Genomic DNA, 17,896 nt, shown 5'->3' on the forward strand with positions numbered 1-17,896 from the left:
CATGACTTTATCCGCCAGTGATCTTTACGCCATCGAAGCTCGCCTCGGGGCGCGCAACTACAAGCCGCTCGACGTCACATTGACTCGCGGTGAAGGTGTCTGGGTGTGGGACACCGAGGGCAAACGCTATCTCGATTGCTTGTCCGCCTACTCGGCGCTCAATCAAGGGCATTGTCATCCGAAGATTCTGGCGGCGATGACCGAGCAGGCGCAGCGCCTCACGCTCACGTCGCGCGCGTTTCGCAACGATCAGTTGCCACTGCTGTATCAGGATCTCGAGAAGCTCACCGGCGCGAAAATGATCCTGCCGATGAACAGCGGCGCGGAGGCGGTGGAGTCGGCGCTCAAGGTGACGCGCAAGTGGGGCTACGAGGTGAAGGGTGTGGCGCCGGATCAGGCGAACATCATCACTTGCTCCAATAATTTCCATGGCCGCACGCTCGGCATCGTCGGCTTCAGCACCGATCCGCTCGCGCACAACAACTACGGTCCGTTTGCCGGCGGCTTCAAGACCGTGCCGTTCGGTGATTTCGACGCCTTGGCCGCGGCCATCGACAACAATACGGTCGGCTTTCTGGTCGAGCCCATTCAAGGCGAGGCTGGTGTGCTGATCCCGCCCGCCGGTTACTTCAAGCGCGTGCGAGAGCTGTGCACCGAGAAGAACATCGTGCTGGTGCTCGATGAGATTCAGACCGGTCTCGGTCGCACCGGCAAGCTGCTCGCGCAGGAACATGAGGGCATCAAGTCGGATCTGACGTTGTTGGGCAAAGCGCTGTCGGGCGGCTTCTATCCGATCTCCGCGGTGCTCGCGAATAACGATGTGCTCAAAGTCTTGCAGCCGGGCACCCATGGCAGCACGTTCGGCGGCAACCCGCTGGCGAGTGCTATCGCTCGCGCTGCGCTCCGTGTGCTCGTCGAAGAAGGGATGATCGAGAACGCGCGCGTGCAGGGCGAATATTTCATGAGTCAGCTGCGCACCATCAAGAGCGACTTGATTCGCGAAGTGCGCGGCAGAGGTTTGATGATTGCCATCGAGCTGCAGCCGCAGGCGGGTGGCGCTTACAAATATTGCGAGCGGTTGCGGGACAAGGGGCTGCTCGCCAAGGACACGCACGTCAACACGATGCGCCTGGCGCCGCCGCTGCTCATCCAGCGGGCTGAGATCGACTTTGCCTGCGAAGCGCTCGCGGATCTATTCAAATAAAGATATGCGCCGCGCAATGCCTTGCGCGGGGCACTGGCGCTGACCAAAGTGGGTGCCGGCTGGCGCAGGGAATATGCGCCAATGCGGACCCCGGCGATTCCGTTCGGGGAACCCTTGGAGTGTCAGTATGGACCCCAGCGCCCAGGCTTCCGTTGCGCCCGAATTTGTCGATGCCCCTGCCCGTTCGGCATCGAGCACTACGAATCAAGTTGCTCTGACCCGCGCCGGCGCGTTGCGCCTCGATGCGATCGATCTGCTGCGCGGTCTGGTGATCGTGCTGATGGTGCTCGATCACGTTCGTGACTATGTGCACGCGCAGACCTTCGTCATCAGCCCGACCGACCTGACTCAAACCAACCCGCTGCTGTTCATGACGCGTTGGGTCACGCACCTGTGCGCACCGACGTTCGTGTTTCTGGCGGGCGTGTCGATCTTCATGCAACGGGCGAATGGCAAGGAGCCGGGCGCGCTCAGCCGATTCTTGCTGACGCGCGGTCTGTGGTTGATCCTGCTCGAGTTCACCCTGGTTGGCTTCGGCTTCAACTGGGGCCCGCCGGTGGCGTTCGCGCAAGTGATCTGGGCGATCGGCGCGAGCATGGTGCTCATGTCGCTGGTGGTGAGATTGCCGGCGAGCGCGGTGCTCGGCTTGGGCGCGGCGATTGTTGTCGGTCATCAACTCGTGGCCTCGATGATCGACGCGGCTCAGTTGGGCCCGTGGACGCAGGCGTGGTTTTTCACTATGCAGCCGGGGCCGACGTTGTTTCTGCGCGGCTACATTCCTTATCCCGTCATCCCGTGGTTCGGTGTCATGTGCCTGGGCTACGGCTTCGGATTTATCTTCCGTCAGGCGCCAGAACAGCGGCGGCGAAGCGTATGGATGCTGGCGCTGAGTTTTCTTATGGCGTTCGTGGTATTGCGTGCGATCAATGGCTACGGCGATCCGGCGCCGTGGTCGGTGCAGTCGAGCCCCATCATGACGGTGCTGTCATTCATCAACGTCTCGAAGTATCCGCCGTCGCTGATGTACGTGCTGGTGACGCTCGGAGTCTCGATGCTGTTGTTCCTTGCGCTGGATAAGTTGGCGGCGCCGTTACAAAGATTCTTGCTGGCCTTCGGTCGCACTTCGCTGTTCACGTATGTGCTACACGTTTACCTCGCGCACAGCGTCGCAATGCTCATCGGTGTGCTTGGGGGACTGTCGGCGTCGTACTACCTCGATTTCCTGGCACGCTTCGGTGGCGCGACGACAGGGCAAGGCTACGAGCTTCCCATCGTGTACGGTGTCTGGCTGGCTGTCGTGTTGATGCTCTATCCGATCTCGTCATGGTTCGCGCGTGTGAAGCGCGAGCGTCGCGATTGGTGGCTCAGTTATCTCTGACGCCCGGCCAGAGATTTCTGAAGGAACTCCGCGCGGCTCCAGTCATTGAATGGCCAAAGGCTAATTCATCGACGAAACAGGAGCGAGTCATGCCTACTGCAAGCGGACACACCAAAGCGATTCGGGCCAAAAAGGTCATCGGGACCTCGGTGAAAGATCCGTCCGGCAAGAAGATCGGCGAGATCGAGGACGTCGTGCTGGACAAGACCTCGAACAACATCATGTTCGCGGCGGTCAGTTTCGGCGGTCTGCTCGGCGTGAATGAGAAGTATCACCCCATTCCGTGGAGCATGCTGAAGTACGAAGAGGACGAGAGCGGGTACGTGGTGAACATCACCAAGGAACAATTGCAGGCGGCGCCGGCGGATTCGTTGTCAGAGTTGACCCGGGACGACGGCCGCGCCTATCGGGATCGAGCCTTCGACTACTACCGTTCACCCCGCTACTGGGAATAGTTTGCTCCCATTCGGGTGACGACCGAAAGGTCAGAACAGTGTAAGAGTCTGAAGGCACGATGACTGGCGGTTGATAACGAATCGTCAGTGCACGCGAGCGACCCCCGAATCCGGTGGGTCGCTCGTTTTATTTGCGGTAGGCTCAAGTCGCGGTGGTGTCGGGGAGACCGCCAAGCACCTTGTCCAGCGTAATGGGGAATTCTCGAACCCGGATGCCGGTGGCGTTGTAGACGGCGTTGGCGAGCGCGGCGGCCACGCCGACGATGCCGACTTCGCCGAGCCCTTTGATGCCGAGCGGGTTGGCGTAGGGCTCTTTTTCCTCCAGACAGATCGCATCGATCTGCGGCACATCGGCGTGCACCGGGACGTGATACTCCGCCAGATCGTGATTCACGAACGAGCCGTCGCGCAGGTCGACTATCGACTCCTCGGTGAGCCCGGCGCCGATGCCCATGATCATGCCGCCGACCAACTGCGAGCGCGCTGTCTTGGCATTCAGGATGCGGCCGCTGCCGAACACGCCGAGCATGCGGCGGACACGGATCTCGCCGGTATCGATGTCGACACCCAGTTCCGCGAACTGCGCGCCGAATGCATGAGAGGAATATTTCGGCTCCTTCTCCGCACCCTGATGCTCGCCTTTGCCTTCGATGCCCGACGGCGCGAGTCGCGACAACGCGGTGGGCAATGGCTCGGATTTCTTCCCGGCGACGGCCTGGCCACCTTGGAGCAGGATTTTGCCGGGCTCGATGCCAGCCAGCGGTGAGCGGCGATCTTTGCTGATGAGTTGAGCAATCTGCGAGCGCACCTGCTCGCAGGCGAGCAAGAGCGCCGAGCCGGCGCTCGCCGCACCGAACGATCCGCCGGAGCCGGCCGATTTGGGGAACTGCGTGTCGCCAAGCTCAACGCTCACCCGGTCGGTCGGCAGGCCCAGGCTTTCGGCGGCGATCTGATTCAGCACGGTGTAACTTCCCGTGCCGATATCCGTCATGTCCGTCTTCACGATGGCGGTGCCATCGGCATTCAGGCGCACGACGGCGGAGGAGGGACGCATGAAGGTTGGAAACATTGCGCTGGCGACGCCGTAGCCCACCAGCCAGCGACCGTCGCGCAAGGTGCCGGGACGTTTCGGTCGCTTCGACCAGCCGAAACGACGCGCGCCTTCGCGATAGCACTCCACCAGCGAACGGCTGGAGAAGGGCAGATGCGTTTCCGGGTCGTCCTTCGGCTCGTTCTTGATTCGCAACTCGATGGGATCCATGTCGAGCGCGACCGCCAGCTCGTCCATGCCGCACTCCTGTGCCACGCTGCCAGGTTCCTCGCCGGGGGCGCGCATGATGTCGGACGACGGCAAGTCGAGAATCACGCCCCAGTGCCGATGGAGACGATTCGGTGCTGCGTACAGCACCCGACTGAACGACGCGGTCTGCTCGATGAATTCATCGTGCGGCGTCGTCTGCGTCCACACATCGTGCGCGATCGCGGTCAACGTGCCATCCCTGTTCGCGCCGAGCCGCATGCGTTGCAGGCATTCGGGGCGATGGTTGGTGTTGGCGAACATCTGCGGCCGCGTTTGCGCGATCTTGACGGGCCTCTTCACGGCCTTCGCGCCGAGCGCCGCCAGCACAGCTTGAGCGTGAGTCGGCACTTTCGAGCCGAAGCCGCCGCCGATGAACGGCGTCACGATGCGTACGTGCTCCACTGGAATCTGTAGCGTTTTCGCGATCGTGGACTGTGCGGCCGCTGCAATCTGCTGGCCCGAGTACAGGGTCAAGCGATCGCCTTCCCATACCGCTTGCGCAGCGTGCGGTTCCATCGGCATGTTGTGCTCGTGGGGCAGGTGATAGGTCACATCGACCTTCACGGCGGCGGCTGCGAACGCGCCGTCGAAGTCACCTTCGCTGGTGTCGGTCTTCATGCCGGCGTTGACGCCTTTCGGCTTGTATGCCTGCGATTGATTGGCCACTAGATCGAATTTGGCCTCGCGATCTTTCACGTACCCAACTGTGACGAGGCCCGCCGCATGACGCGCGGCTTCGAACGTTTCTGCGATGACGAGTGCCACCGGCTCGCCTTGGTAGCGCACGTCGGGCGAAAACAGGAACGGTTCGGAACGATCGTAGCGGTTCTCGCCAGGTTCTCTCGGATGAGGCGGCGCTTGCTTGGGTGCGTTTTGATACGTGAGCACGGCGAGCACACGTGACGCAGCTTCAGCGCGCGATGTATCGATTGCAGAAATGCGACCCTTGGCGATGGCAGCGCCGACGATGAATCCATAGGCCGTGTCCTTGATGCTGCGGTACTCATACGAATATTTGGCGCGCCCCGTGACTTTGAGCGGTCCATCGACCCGGTCGAGCGGTTTGCCGATCGAGCCTTGGGTGTTTTCTTCCACCGGATTGACAGCGGGGCTGAGCGGGGATCGGTTGGCCATCACGCCGCTCCTTCGATACCCGCCGCATCGGCCAATGTGCGGGTTAGTACTCGTCGTGCGAGCGGAATCTTGAAATCGTTGCCGCCGTAGCTCCTGGCGGATTGCACAGCCGCTTGTGCCGCGCTCGCGAAACTTTCCATCGAGGCCGGCTGACCGCGCAACGATTGTTCCGCGTCGAGCGCACGCCAGGGTTTGTGAGCGACACCGCCCATCGCGATTCGCGCATCTGCAACGCGGCCGGCCGCGACCCGAACGATGGCTGCGACCGAAATCAGGGCGAAGGCGTACGAAGCGCGATCGCGAACTTTTCGATAAGTTTGAGTGCCGGCGGGCGGCGGAGGTAGCACGACTGCCGTGATCAATTCGCCGGGACGCAGCGAGGTCTCGATATGCGGCGTATCGCCGGGCAGCCGATAGAGCTCGTCGATGGGCAGCGTGCGCTTCGAGCCATCGGGTAGCACCGTTTCAATAGATGCATCGAGCGCCGTCAATGCCACCGCCATATCCGAGGGATGCACGGCGATACACAACTCGCTCGCACCCAGGATTGCGTGAATTCGGTTGAAGCCCTGGAGCGCCGCGCAGCCCGAGCCGGGTTCGCGCTTGTTGCAGGCTTGCGATGTGTCATAGAAATAATAACAGCGGGTTCGCTGTAACAGATTGCCACCCGTCGATGCCTTATTTCTCAACTGTCCTGACGCGCCGGCGAGCAGCGCTTTGGACAGCGCCGGATAGCGTTCGCGGATCAGCGGATGCGCGGCCAGGTCGCTGTTTGGCACCTGCGAGCCGATGCGCACCCCGTCGCCTGCGGCCTCGATCTGTCGCAGCGGCAAGCGAGTGATGTCAACGAGATGCGTCGGCCTTTCGATCTCGAGCTTCATCAAGTCGAGCAGGTTGGTGCCGCCGGCAATGAACTTTGCTCCGGGTTGCAACGCTGCTTTCGCCGCATTGGCGGCGTCGGCCGCGCGCTCGTATGTAAAAGGAATCATGCGTCGACTCCGCGCACCGACTGAATGGCCGCGACGATGTTTGGATACGCGGCGCATCGACAGATGTTGCCGCTCATTCGCTCGCGTACTTCGGCGTCCGTCAGTGTCACGCGAGCGGTGAGATTCGTGCTCACATGGCTGGGCCAGCCATCGGCGGCTTCTTTGAGCATGCCGATGGCGGAGCAGATCTGTCCGGCCGTGCAATAGCCGCATTGAAAGCCATCGTGCTCGATGAACGCGGACTGCAACGGGTGCAAATCCTCCGGCGTGCCGACGCCTTCGATGGTCGTGATCTCATCGCCGTCATGCATGACGGCGAGCGTCAGGCACGAGTTGATGCGTCGGCCATTCACCAGCACGGTGCAGGCACCGCACTGACCATGGTCGCAACCTTTCTTCGTGCCGGTCATGCCGAGGTGCTCACGCAAGGCGTCGAGCAGCGACGTGCGCGTATCGAGTGTGAGCGGATGGCTTCGATTGTTGATACGCAGGGTCACCGTCATGTCCATGCGCTGTGGGGGCTTGCCGCCGGCGTCCGCTGCATTCGTGAGCGTAGGTAGATTCGCGATCATTCCGACTGCGACACCGGTTTTCAAAACGGTGCGTCGATCGACGCCCGGAGGGGATTCATCGGTCATGGCGGGCTCGGCAATGCGGCTGGCGGGCGATGAACCTAACGAATTGTGTGAGGGTGAGTTCCGCGCGAGGCACGGCGTCCTATGAATACGTATGCAGCCTGTCGAGATCGGGCAGGGGCTGCAGGTAATCTTTGCGCGTCCGAGAACAGGGGATGCGAGACGATGTCAGTACCGCCGTGGTGGCGTGGCGCGGTGATCTACGAGATCTACCCGCGCAGCTTCGTTGATAGCAACGGCGATGGGGTGGGCGACCTGCCAGGCATCGTGCAGCGGCTGGAATATGTGGCCGAGCTCGGCGTCGACGCGATCTGGATCGCGCCGTTCTTCCGTTCCCCCATGGCGGATTTTGGATATGACGTGGCGGACTATCGCGCCGTCGATCCCCTGTTCGGCACCATGGCCGACTTCGATCAATTATTGGCGCAGGCTCACAAGCTGGGCCTGAAGGTGATGATCGATCAGGTGCTCAGTCATACCTCGATCGAGCACGAGTGGTTTCGCGAGAGCCGACAGAGCCGGGACAATCCCAAGGCCGATTGGTACGTGTGGGCCGACCCCAAGCCCGATGGCACGCCGCCGAACAACTGGCTGTCGATCTTCGGCGGGGTCGCGTGGCGCTGGGAGCCGCGCCGGCGCCAGTACTACTTACATAACTTTCTGTCTTCGCAACCGGACTTGAATTTTCATCAGCCGGAGTTGCGTCGGGCCGTGCTGGAGAATGTGCGCTTCTGGCTGGACAAAGGCGTCGATGGCCTGCGCCTCGATGCCATCAACTTTTGTTTCCACGACCGCGCGCTTCGTGACAATCCGCCGAAGCCCGCGGACGGGCGGACCACTCGCGGCTTCAGTCCGGAGAATCCGTACGCTTATCAATATCATCGTTACGACAATACGCAGCCCGAGAACCTGCAATTTCTCACCGAGCTGCGCGCCTTGCTCGATGAATATCCCCATGCCACGACTCTGGCGGAAATCTCCTCCGAGGACTCGATTGCGACCACGGCGGAATACACGACTGGTGACCGCCTGCACATGGGCTACAGTTTCGAGCTGTTGTCCGAAGAATATTCGGCGCGACACATTCGCTCGGTGGTCGAAGGGTTCGAAGCCAAGCTGACCGACGGTTGGCCGTGCTGGGCGTTCTCGAATCACGACGTGCGGCGTGTCGTGACCCGCTGGGGCGGCGAGCAGCCGTCGAAACATCTCGCCAACCAGCTGATTGCGTTGTTGTGCTCGCTGCGCGGCTCGGTCTGTTTATATCAGGGCGAGGAGCTGGGGTTGACGGAGGCGGTCGTGCCGTTCGAGTCGTTGCGCGATCCGTATGGGATTGCCTTCTGGCCGAACTTCAAAGGCCGCGACGGTTGTCGCACACCCATGCCGTGGAATGGCGGCGAGCATGCGGGGTTCAGCTCGGTGCGGCCGTGGCTGCCGGTGGCGATGGAGCATCGAGCTTTGAATATTGAGGCGCAGCTTGCCGATCGGCATTCGGTGCTGAATGCAACGCGCGCCTTCCTGCAGTGGCGTCGACGTCATCCGGCGCTGCGATGGGGCGATGTCGAGTTCATCGATGTGCCGGAGCCGCTGCTGGCGTTCACGCGGACGCATGGCGACTCGCGCATGTTCGCGGCGTTCAACCTGTCGTCGGAAACAATTCAGACGGTCGTGAAGTTACCAGCAGGCACCGAGCAGATTGAGAGCATCGGCGTGCTGGCCGGCGAGCTGCGCGGTGATCGATTGACGCTGCCTGGACACGGCGTGATGTTCGGCCGGTTCTGACCAGCTCGGCGTGGTTGATTGCGAGCGCCGGCAATGACCGGTGTCGTTCAAACGGGGGAAGTTAGATGATCGCTAGATGCGCAACCGCGCTGCTGATGGCGCTGTTGGTTGTCGTGTCGCCAGCGGCACTTGCCGCGGCGGCCGCATCGCAAGCTTCGCCGGGCGGTGTGCTGAAGGTCGAAGTGTCTCTGGATAACGAAGGGCACGCGTTCTACAGCGTGACCCGTCGCGGTCGTCCGGTCATCGACGCCTCCCGGCTCGGTTTCTTGTTTACGGACGCGCCGAAGTTCGAGCGGAACCTCTCGGTCTCCGCGCAATCGACGAACAGCCACGACGACACGTGGGAACAGCCTTGGGGCGAGCGCCGCTACGTTCGCAATCACTACAACGAACTGCGCGTGACGCTGCAAGAAAAGATCGCTCCATCGCGCAAGCTCGACGTGGTGTTTCGTGTGTACGACGACGGGCTCGGCTTCCGCTATGAATTCCCGCAACAGCCGGCGCTCACGACCGTCAACATCGGCGACGAGTTGACCGAGTTCGCGGTCCCCGAACACGCGACGGCATGGTGGATTCCCGCCGGTGAATGGAATCGTTACGAGTATCTCTACAACAAGACGCCACTCGCCGAAGTCGGCCAAGCACACACGCCAATCACGGTGCGCACCGACAGCGGCTTGCACATCGCGTTTCATGAAGCGGCGCTGGTCGATTACTCTTCGATGTGGCTGCGTCGAGTCACGGGGCAGCGACTGAAGAGCACGTTGTCGCCCTCGTCATCGGCAGCGAGAGTGTCGCGGACCGCGCCCTTCAACACGCCTTGGCGGACGATGCAGATTGCCGACAGCGCCGGCGGGCTGGTGATGTCGGATCTGATCCTGAATCTCAACGAGCCGAACAAGCTCGGCGATGTTTCCTGGGTCCATCCGTTCAAGTACGTCGGCGTGTGGTGGGGCATGCACCTGGGCACGGAAACCTGGGCGTCAGGCCCGCATCACGGCGCGACCACGGCGAACACAAAGCGCTATATCGACTTCGCCGCGAAGCACGGCTTCCGTGGCGTGCTGGTGGAAGGTTGGAACAAAGGCTGGGATGGCGACTGGTTCGCCAACGGCGCCGACTTCAGTTTCACCGAGTCCTATCCCGACTTCGATCTCGAGGCGGTGACCAAGTACGCCAGGTCGAAGGGTGTGCATCTGATCGGTCATCATGAGACCTCCGGCAACATCGCGAACTACGAGCGACAACTGAGCACCGCATTGGATTTGTATGCACGCCTCGGCGTGGATAGCGTGAAGACCGGCTATGTCGCCGACGCCGGCGGCATCCAGGCGATCGGTCCCGATGGCAAGCCGCGCTTCGAATGGCACGACGGACAGGTGATGTCGCGCCATCACTTGAAAGTGGTCACAGAGGCGGCGAAACGTCACATAGCCGTCGATCCTCACGAGCCCATCAAAGACACCGGCCTGCGCCGCACGTATCCGAATTGGGTGGCGCGCGAAGGTGCGCGTGGCATGGAGTACAACGCGTGGGGCGATCCGCCGAATCCGCCCGAGCACGAGCCGAATCTCGTCTTCACTCGCCTGCTGGCCGGTCCCATGGATTTCACGCCAGGCGTGCTGAGCCTGGTGGGCAAGAATGGCCAGCGCATCCAATCGACCATCGCCAAGCAGCTCGCCAACTACGTGGTGATCTACAGCCCGATTCAGATGGCCGCCGACTTGCCCGAGAACTATGAAAAGCACCTGGACGCATTTCAATTCATCGAAGACGTGCCGACGGATTGGAGCGACACGAGAGTGCTCGACGGCGAGGTCGGCGACTACGTTGCCATTGCGCGCAAAGATAGAAACAGTAATGACTGGTATCTCGGTGCCGTCACCGACGAGCACGCGCGTCTGGTGGAGGTGACTCTGGACTTTCTCGACGAAGGTCGAAGTTACACGGCGCAGATCTATCGCGACGGCAACGACGCGGACTGGCAACGCGCGCCTTTCTCTATTGCCATTGAGAAGCGCCCGGTGAGGCGCGGCGAGAAGATGATGCTACGGCTCGCCTCCGGCGGCGGACAAGCGATCCGGTTCGTCGCATCCAAACGCTGATCGTTGCCTCGGCAACATTTCATGAATACGTATGCAAAGGATTGTGGCTGAAGCTGGCGCGGTCATAGGATCTCCGCGCCGATCATCAGCAGGGGGATACGCGATCGCATGCGAGCGATCGCGGCCTGCGCTCTTCAGCAGCAGCAATGAGGGAATATTTCATGATCAGTTCACCCGTGCATCGACGGATGTCGTGGCTGGGCGCCACGGCGGTTTCGCTTGCCTGGTTCTCAGCCGCGCCGATCGAAGCGGCCACGCCCATCACGCCGAAGGACGTCGTCTATCAAGTCATCACCGATCGCTTTGCCGACGGCAACACGGCCAACAACACGCCGGCGGGCTTCGACAGCACGCTGTTCGACGATCCCGATCTGGACGGCCATGGCAATGGCGACGACCTGAAGTTGTATCAGGGCGGCGACTGGCAAGGCATCATCGACAAGATCCCGTACCTGCAAGGCATGGGTGTGACTGCGGTCTGGATCTCCGCGCCTTACGAGAATCGCGATACCGAGATCCTGGACTATCAGTCGGGCGGTGGCATCGACCGATGGACCAGCTTCCACGGTTACCATGTCCGCAACTACTTCGCGACCAACAAACATTTCGGCTTGATGCAGGACTTCGAAGCCTTGAAGAACGCGCTGCACGCGCAAGGCATGAAGCTGATCATCGATTTCGTCAGCAACCACACCAGTCGCTGGCTGAATCCCACCAACGGCAATTCCGCCGAAGACGGTCGGCTGTATGAGCCGGACAAGAATGGCGGCAACTATGTGTTCGATGCCAATGGCAATCCGGTCGATTGGAACTCGGATGGCAATTACGAGAACTTGCTCGCCAATCCGCACAACGACGTGAACGGCTGGTTCCACGGTCTCGGCGATCGCGGCTCCGATTCTTCGCGCTTCGGTTTCCGTCACAAGGAACTGGGCTCGCTCGCGGACTTCTCGCAGGAGAACGCGCAGGTGGTGGCGCATCTCGAGCAGGCCGCCAAGTTCTGGAAGTCCAAGGGCATCGACGGCATGCGTCACGACGCGACGCTGCACATGAATCCGGCGTTCGTCAAAGGCTTCAAGGATGCCATCGACACCGACACCGGCGGCCCGCTGAGTCACTTCGGCGAGTTCTTCATCGGTCGCCCCGATCCGAAGTACGACGAATACCGCACCTTCCCGGATCGCACCGGCGTCAACAACCTGGACTTCGAGTACTACCGCGCGGCCACCAATGCGTTCGGTAATTTCTCTGAGACCATGACGCAGTTCGGCTCGATGATGACCCAGACGAGCACCGACTACATTTACGAGAACCAGGCGGTCACGTTCCTCGACAACCACGATGTCACGCGCTTCCGTTACATCCAGCCGAACGACAAGCCGTATCACGCGGCCATCGCGACGCTGATGACTTCCCGCGGTACGCCGAACATTTACTACGGCACGGAGCAGTACCTCACGTCCGCGAATGGCAGCGACATCGCCGGTCGCGTGTTCATGCAGACCGAGACGGCATTCAACACGTCGACGACGGCGTATCAGGTTATCGGCACGCTGTCGGCCTTGCGCCAGAGCAATGACGCGCTGGCCTATGGCGGCACCGAGATCCTGTACAGCACCAACGACGTGCTGGTCTACAAGCGCCAGTTTTATGACAAGCAGGTCATCGTCGCCGTGAATCGTCAGCCCAACGTGTCGGCGACGGTGCCGGCGTTGAACACGACGCTGCCAACGGGCACGTATGCGGACGAGCTGGGCGGCCTGTTGTTCTGTAGCTCGAATACGGTGACCAACGTGTCGGGGCAGAACAAGATCACCAGCTTCGGCTTGTCGGGCGGCGAAGTGTGCGTGTGGTCGTATAACCCGTCGTTGGGCACGACCATTCCTCGCATCGGCGATGTGGTGTCGACGATGGGACGCTCGGGCAACACCGTATACATCTACGGCACGGGCCTCGGCGGCACCATCACGGTGAAGTTCGATACGACCAACGCGACCGTCGTCTCCAACAGCGACACCAAGATCACCGCGACGGTGCCGGCCGTGACGCCGGGTATCCGTAACATCACCGTCGTGAAGAGCGGCAACACCAGCAACACATTCCGCTACGACGTGCTCTCGGACGATCAGGTGCAGGTGATCTTCAAGGTCAACGCCAGCACCGTGCTCGGCGAGAACGTGCATGTGGTAGGCAACGTGCCCGAGCTGGGCAATTGGGATCCCGCCGCGGCGCCCGAGGCCATGATGAATCCGAACTATCCCGTGTGGTTCTTGCCGGTGAGCGTGCCAAAGAACACCACGTTGCAGTTCAAGTTCATCAAGAAGAACGGCGGCACGGTGACCTGGGAGGGCGGCAGCAACCGCAGTTTCACCTCGTCATCGAGCTCGACCGGCAGCTCGGATACGACGGTCTACACATGGCAGCCCTGATGTAGTTGCTGTTACTCGCGGCGACGGCGGTGAACAACCCGTCGTCGCCGCATCTCGATGCCAGACAATTTCATGAATACGTATGCATAGAGTTGTAGGTCGCGCGGTCGCGGTCCTACGATCTCAAAACAACGATTAAGGTCCGAGCGCGGACCAGTGGAATGGGGGAGTCGACAAATGAGCAGAAAGGTTGCCTACGCATTGCTCGCAGCGAGCTGCGGAATCGCGCAAGTTCAGGCGCAGAACGTGGGGAGCGGCGAGCAGAGCATCGACGAGGTGGTGGTCACCGGCTATCGAGGCGCCATTCAGAACTCCATCGCGGAAAAGCGCGAGTCGGATCAGATCGTGGAAACGATTTCCGCCGAGGATATCGGCAAGCTGCCCGATAACAGCATCGCCGAGTCCATCGCACGCGCGCCCGGCTTGACCACACAGCGCCTGGACGGACGCGCGCAGGTCATCAGCATTCGAGGTCTCGCCCCGGATTTCTCCACCACACTGTTGAACGGTCGCGAACAGGTCACGACCGGCGACAACCGCAGCGCCGAGTACGATCAATATCCGGCCGAATTGCTCAGCGCTGTCAGTGTGTACAAGACGCCGCAGGCCAGCCTCATCGGCCAGGGTCTGTCCGGCACGGTCGATCTGCGCACGACTCGGCCGCTCGCTTATGGCAAGCGCACGCTGGCGGGCAACGTGCGTGGCGAAACGCTGTCGCTCGGCAAACTCAATGCAGGCTCCGAAGACACCGGCTATCGCGCCAGCGGCACGTACATCGATCAGTTTGCGAACGACAAGATCGGCATTGCCATCGGCATCGCTCACATGATGTCGCCGACGCAGATCGAGAAGTTCAACGCGTGGGGTTATCCCACCGTGGACGGCGGCGTGCTCGCGTTGGGCGGCGTGAAGCCGTATGTCGTGTCCACCGAGCTGAAGCGCACCGGTGTGATGGCGACCATCGAGTTCCAGCCCAACGAGAACTTCAATACTGTGCTCGACGTGTACTACAGCAAGTTCAAGGACGATCAGCTGATGCGTGGTATCGAGCTGCCGCTGTTGTGGGGCGGAGCGACGCTGCAGCCGGGCTACACCGTCACCGACGGCGTGGCGACCAGCGGCACCTTCACCAACGTCAAGGGTGTGGTCCGTAACGACGCCAATCGCCGCGACGCCGATCTGTGGTCGGTGGGCTGGAACGGCAAGCTCGACGCGGGCCCCTGGACGTTCAACGGCGATGTGAATTATTCCACGGTCGATCGCCGCGACATCATTCTGGAAACGTATTCCGGTACCGGGCGCCCGCCGAGCGGTGCCACCGACACGCTGAGCTACAACATCAATAGCGAAGGCGTGGTGCGTTTCAACTCGAGCCTCGACTACAGCAACGCGGGCCAGATTTTCCTGACCAGCCCGCAGGGTTGGGGAGGCAATTCCATTACCGGCGGCCAGGACGGCTTCATCAACAGTCCCAACATCAAAGACGAGCTCACGGCGCTGCGCTTCAGCGTGAGCCGCGAGCTGGACACGGGTTTGCTCAAGGCGGTGGATGTGGGCGTCAACTACACCACGCGCGACAAGGACTATGACCCCGACCGTTATTTCCTCGGACTGGTCGCCAATGCCAGCGATGCTCAGCACGATCTGAGTGTGTCTATTCCTTCAGGCTCGTTGTTGCGACCGACGCGTCTCGGCTACATCGGCATCCCGGGCATGGTGAGCTACGACCCGATCGCCATGGCTTACAGCGGCATGTACAACCTCGTGCCTGCCGCCGACGCCGCGGTTTACAGCCGCGAATGGTCGGTCGGCGAAGATGTGATGACCGGGTTCGCCATGCTTCGTCTCGATTCGATGCTCGGCAACTCAGCGCTGACCGGCAATCTCGGTGTGCAGTTCGTGCGTACCGAACAGGATTCCTCCGGCTTCGGCGCCTCGGGCGATCCGGCGCAGCCGTTCCCGCTCGATACTTCGCAAAGCTACACCGAGACCTTGCCGAGCTTGAATCTGTCGTTGCGCATGACGGACGACATGATTCTGCGTCTCGGTGCGGCCCGTCAGCTGGCGCGGCCTCGCATGGATGAGATGCGTGCGTCGATCAGCTTCACTTACGACAGCGCGCGTGCCGGCAACAACAATATCGAGTTCTCGCCGTGGGGCGGCGAAGGCGGCAATCCGAAGCTGAAGCCATGGATCGCGGACGCCGTCGATCTGTCCGTCGAGAAGTATTTCGGCCGCGAGGGTTACATCTCCGGCTCGCTGTACTACAAGGATTTGAAGTCGTACATCTATACGAAAGCGGCCGTCTATGACTTCAGCACGTTCCCGGTCACCGGCGGACCGGAGCCGGTGTTGCGTCAGGGCTATGTGACCACTCCGCAAAACGGCGATGGCGGTGAGATCTACGGTTACGAACTGGCCGCGACCATTCCATTCAATATGGCGCTGGAGGCGTTGGACGGCTTCGGTATTCAGGCCAGCTACTCGTTCACCAAGAGCAATATTCAGCCCGATCCCACCAATTCGAAGCGGCCCATTCCGGGTCTGTCGGAGGACGTGATCAACGCGACGGTGTACTTCGAGCGTGCGGGCTTCTCGACGCGTCTCAGTGCGCGCCATCGCTCGTCGTTCATCGCTGAAGTGCAAGGTGTCGGCGCCGAGCGGCTGCTGCGGATGGCGAAGGGCGAGACGCTGATCGATGCGCAGATGAGCTACGAGTTCCAGGACGGCACGATGCGCGGCCTGACGCTGCTATTGCAAGGGACCAATCTCAGCGACGAGCCGTTCATCACTCACGAGTTGAACGATTCGCGTCAGGTGCTCGATCACCAGATCTTCGGTCGCCGTTATCTGTTCGGCGCGAGCTACAAGTATTGAGTCGCTTCTGACACCATGCTCGCATGAGTGCAGAGGCTCGCCAGATCGTCATCGTCGGCGGCGGCACCGCCGGCTGGATGACCGCCGCGTCGCTCGCCCGCTTTCTCGACCCGCGCTATCGCGTCCGACTGATTGAGTCGGACGCGATCGGCGCGGTGGGCGTGGGCGAGGCGACCATTCCGCAGATCCAGTTGTTCAACCAGGCACTGGGCCTGGACGAGAACGATTTTCTTCGCCAGACGCACGGCACCTTCAAGCTCGGCATCCAGTTCGTCGACTGGCTGCGGCCCGGGCATCGATACATCCACGCCTTCGGACAGATCGGTCGGCCGCTCGGGCTGCTGCCGTTCCATCAATATTGGCTGCGCTATCGCGCCGGCGGGGGCGAGTTGGGGCTCGATGCGTTCTCGTTGAATGCGTCGGCGGCCTTGCAGAACAAATTCTCGCGGCAGGTGAAGCCAGCAAATGCCGCCTTGCCGCCGATGACGTATGCGTTTCACTTCGACGCGTCGTTATATGCGAAGTACCTTCGCAACTATGCGGAGCAACGCGGCGTCATTCGCATCGAAGGCAAGATCGACCGTGTCGAGCAACGCGGTATCGCTCGTAGCGAGGGCAAGATCGAGCGCGTCGAGCAGCGCGGCGTCGATCGCATTGAAGGCAAGGTCGATCGTGTCGAGCGAGGCGGTGATGACGGCTACATTGACGCGGTCGTACTCGCGAACGGACAGCGCATCGTCGGCGATCTGTTTATCGACTGCTCCGGCTTTCGCGGTCTGCTGATCGAGCAGACATTGAAGACCGGCTACGACGATTGGTCACATTGGCTGCCATGCGATCGCGCGATGGCGGTGCCTTGCGCCCGGGCAGGTGAGTTCACTCCATACACGCGCTCGACGGCGCGTCCCGCCGGCTGGCAATGGCGCATTCCGTTGCAGCATCGAACCGGCAACGGCTATGTTTATAGCAGCCGTCATCTCAGCGATGACGAAGCGGCGGCGACGCTGCTCGCCAATCTCGACGGCGAAGCGCTCGCTGACCCGCGGCCACTGCATTTCGTGGCCGGCAAGCGCAAGAAATTCTGGAACCGCAACTGCGTGGCGATCGGACTGGCGGGCGGCTTCATGGAGCCGCTGGAATCCACCAGCATTCATCTGGTGCAGACAGCGATCGCGCGCTTGCTGACCTTCCTGCCCCACGGCGAGCCGCGCCAGGCGGACATCGATGAATTCAACCGGCAGTCGGCGTTCGAGTACGAGCGCATCCGTGACTTTCTGATCCTTCACTACAAAGCTGTGGAACGTAACGACACGCCGTTCTGGGACGACTGCCGCACGATGCCGATCCCGGAAGAGCTGCAACGAAAGATCGATCTGTTCGCGGCCGGCGGTCGCATCGTTCGACACAACGACGAGTTGTTTACTGAAGTGGGCTGGCTACAAGTGCTGCTCGGACAAGGCGTGCGCCCGGCGGGATATCATCCGTTGGCTGAGCAGCTGTCCGCCGGTGAGCTGGCCGAGTTCATGAATATGATTCGCTCAGTGATTCAGCACGAGACGGGCGCCATGCCCCTGCATGCCGATTTCGTCGCGGGCCATTGCGCATAAGAGA

The 17,896-nt window shown here is 61.4% G+C and carries 11 protein-coding genes; 8 read left to right on the top strand and 3 right to left on the bottom strand.

Going from position 1 to position 17,896, the window contains the following annotated elements; translation table 11 throughout:
• Position 1 precedes the first annotated feature (1 nt).
• From rocD to ACFPN2_RS20490, 3 genes are all read left to right on the top strand, one after another.
• A complete protein-coding gene (gene rocD / locus ACFPN2_RS20480; RefSeq protein WP_380599877.1) occupies positions 2 to 1,204 on the top strand; it encodes an ornithine--oxo-acid transaminase in 1,203 nt (400 codons plus the stop codon).
• 127 nt (positions 1,205 to 1,331) lie between these two features.
• The gene (locus tag ACFPN2_RS20485; protein WP_380599879.1) at positions 1,332 to 2,582 is read left to right on the top strand and encodes an acetyltransferase domain-containing protein; all 1,251 of its coding nucleotides are present in this window, start codon (positions 1,332 to 1,334) and stop codon (positions 2,580 to 2,582) included.
• A gap of 89 nt (positions 2,583 to 2,671) precedes the next feature.
• Positions 2,672 to 3,037: a PRC-barrel domain-containing protein gene (locus ACFPN2_RS20490; RefSeq protein ID WP_380599881.1), complete on the top strand. Its 366-nt coding sequence runs from the start codon at positions 2,672 to 2,674 to the stop codon at positions 3,035 to 3,037.
• A gap of 142 nt (positions 3,038 to 3,179) precedes the next feature.
• Here the strand turns inward: ACFPN2_RS20490 and ACFPN2_RS20495 are convergent, their stop codons facing one another.
• Genes ACFPN2_RS20495 through ACFPN2_RS20505 form a run of 3 tightly spaced genes read right to left on the bottom strand, consistent with a single transcriptional unit; the run spans position 3,180 to position 7,098 of the window.
• Entirely contained in the window at positions 3,180 to 5,471 is a 2,292-nt protein-coding gene (locus tag ACFPN2_RS20495) for a molybdopterin cofactor-binding domain-containing protein (RefSeq protein ID WP_380599883.1), read from the bottom strand.
• The gene (locus ACFPN2_RS20500; RefSeq protein WP_380599885.1) at positions 5,471 to 6,460 is read right to left on the bottom strand and encodes an FAD binding domain-containing protein; all 990 of its coding nucleotides are present in this window, start codon (positions 6,458 to 6,460) and stop codon (positions 5,471 to 5,473) included. The genes ACFPN2_RS20495 and ACFPN2_RS20500 overlap by 1 nt, the downstream gene beginning before the upstream one ends.
• Positions 6,457 to 7,098, bottom strand: coding sequence for a 2Fe-2S iron-sulfur cluster-binding protein (locus ACFPN2_RS20505; protein ID WP_380599887.1), 642 nt, complete (start codon positions 7,096 to 7,098; stop codon positions 6,457 to 6,459). Before ACFPN2_RS20505 ends, ACFPN2_RS20500 begins: the two co-directional genes overlap by 4 nt.
• 162 nt (positions 7,099 to 7,260) lie before the next feature.
• Between ACFPN2_RS20505 and ACFPN2_RS20510 the strand changes: the two genes are divergently transcribed.
• The 5 genes from ACFPN2_RS20510 (at position 7,261) to ACFPN2_RS20530 (ending at position 17,892) form a co-directional block, all read left to right on the top strand.
• Entirely contained in the window at positions 7,261 to 8,874 is a 1,614-nt protein-coding gene (locus tag ACFPN2_RS20510) for an alpha-glucosidase (RefSeq protein WP_380599889.1), read from the top strand.
• A gap of 65 nt (positions 8,875 to 8,939) precedes the next feature.
• Positions 8,940 to 10,979 carry a glycoside hydrolase family 97 protein gene (locus tag ACFPN2_RS20515; RefSeq protein WP_380599891.1) on the top strand — a complete coding sequence of 680 codons (2,040 nt, stop codon included), beginning with the start codon at positions 8,940 to 8,942 and terminating at the stop codon, positions 10,977 to 10,979.
• Between the two features lie 161 nt (positions 10,980 to 11,140).
• Entirely contained in the window at positions 11,141 to 13,408 is a 2,268-nt protein-coding gene (locus ACFPN2_RS20520) for an alpha-amylase family glycosyl hydrolase (protein WP_380599893.1), read from the top strand.
• 177 nt (positions 13,409 to 13,585) lie between these two features.
• Complete coding sequence (locus ACFPN2_RS20525) at positions 13,586 to 16,285, top strand: TonB-dependent receptor (RefSeq protein ID WP_380599894.1); 2,700 nt, start codon at positions 13,586 to 13,588, stop codon at positions 16,283 to 16,285.
• 23 nt (positions 16,286 to 16,308) lie between these two features.
• The gene (locus ACFPN2_RS20530) at positions 16,309 to 17,892 is read left to right on the top strand and encodes a tryptophan halogenase family protein (RefSeq protein WP_380599895.1); all 1,584 of its coding nucleotides are present in this window, start codon (positions 16,309 to 16,311) and stop codon (positions 17,890 to 17,892) included.
• Positions 17,893 to 17,896 lie beyond the last annotated feature (4 nt).

Source organism: Steroidobacter flavus, assembly GCF_042651805.1.
GTDB lineage: Bacteria > Pseudomonadota > Gammaproteobacteria > Steroidobacterales > Steroidobacteraceae > Steroidobacter > Steroidobacter flavus.

Excerpts from the sequence above, each read along its gene's own strand:
- ACFPN2_RS20525 (WP_380599894.1), top strand. The coding sequence starts at position 13,586 with ATGAGCAGAAAGGTTGCCTACGCATTGCTCGCAGCGAGCTGCGGAATC.
- rocD (WP_380599877.1), top strand. The coding sequence starts at position 2 with ATGACTTTATCCGCCAGTGATCTTTACGCCATCGAAGCTCGCCTCGGG.
- ACFPN2_RS20500 (WP_380599885.1), bottom strand. The coding sequence starts at position 6,460 with ATGATTCCTTTTACATACGAGCGCGCGGCCGACGCCGCCAATGCGGCG.
- ACFPN2_RS20515 (WP_380599891.1), top strand. The coding sequence starts at position 8,940 with ATGATCGCTAGATGCGCAACCGCGCTGCTGATGGCGCTGTTGGTTGTC.
- ACFPN2_RS20490 (WP_380599881.1), top strand. The coding sequence starts at position 2,672 with ATGCCTACTGCAAGCGGACACACCAAAGCGATTCGGGCCAAAAAGGTC.
- ACFPN2_RS20485 (WP_380599879.1), top strand. The coding sequence starts at position 1,332 with ATGGACCCCAGCGCCCAGGCTTCCGTTGCGCCCGAATTTGTCGATGCC.
- ACFPN2_RS20505 (WP_380599887.1), bottom strand. The coding sequence starts at position 7,098 with ATGACCGATGAATCCCCTCCGGGCGTCGATCGACGCACCGTTTTGAAA.
- ACFPN2_RS20530 (WP_380599895.1), top strand. The coding sequence starts at position 16,309 with ATGAGTGCAGAGGCTCGCCAGATCGTCATCGTCGGCGGCGGCACCGCC.
- ACFPN2_RS20520 (WP_380599893.1), top strand. The coding sequence starts at position 11,141 with ATGATCAGTTCACCCGTGCATCGACGGATGTCGTGGCTGGGCGCCACG.
- ACFPN2_RS20495 (WP_380599883.1), bottom strand. The coding sequence starts at position 5,471 with ATGGCCAACCGATCCCCGCTCAGCCCCGCTGTCAATCCGGTGGAAGAA.
- ACFPN2_RS20510 (WP_380599889.1), top strand. The coding sequence starts at position 7,261 with ATGTCAGTACCGCCGTGGTGGCGTGGCGCGGTGATCTACGAGATCTAC.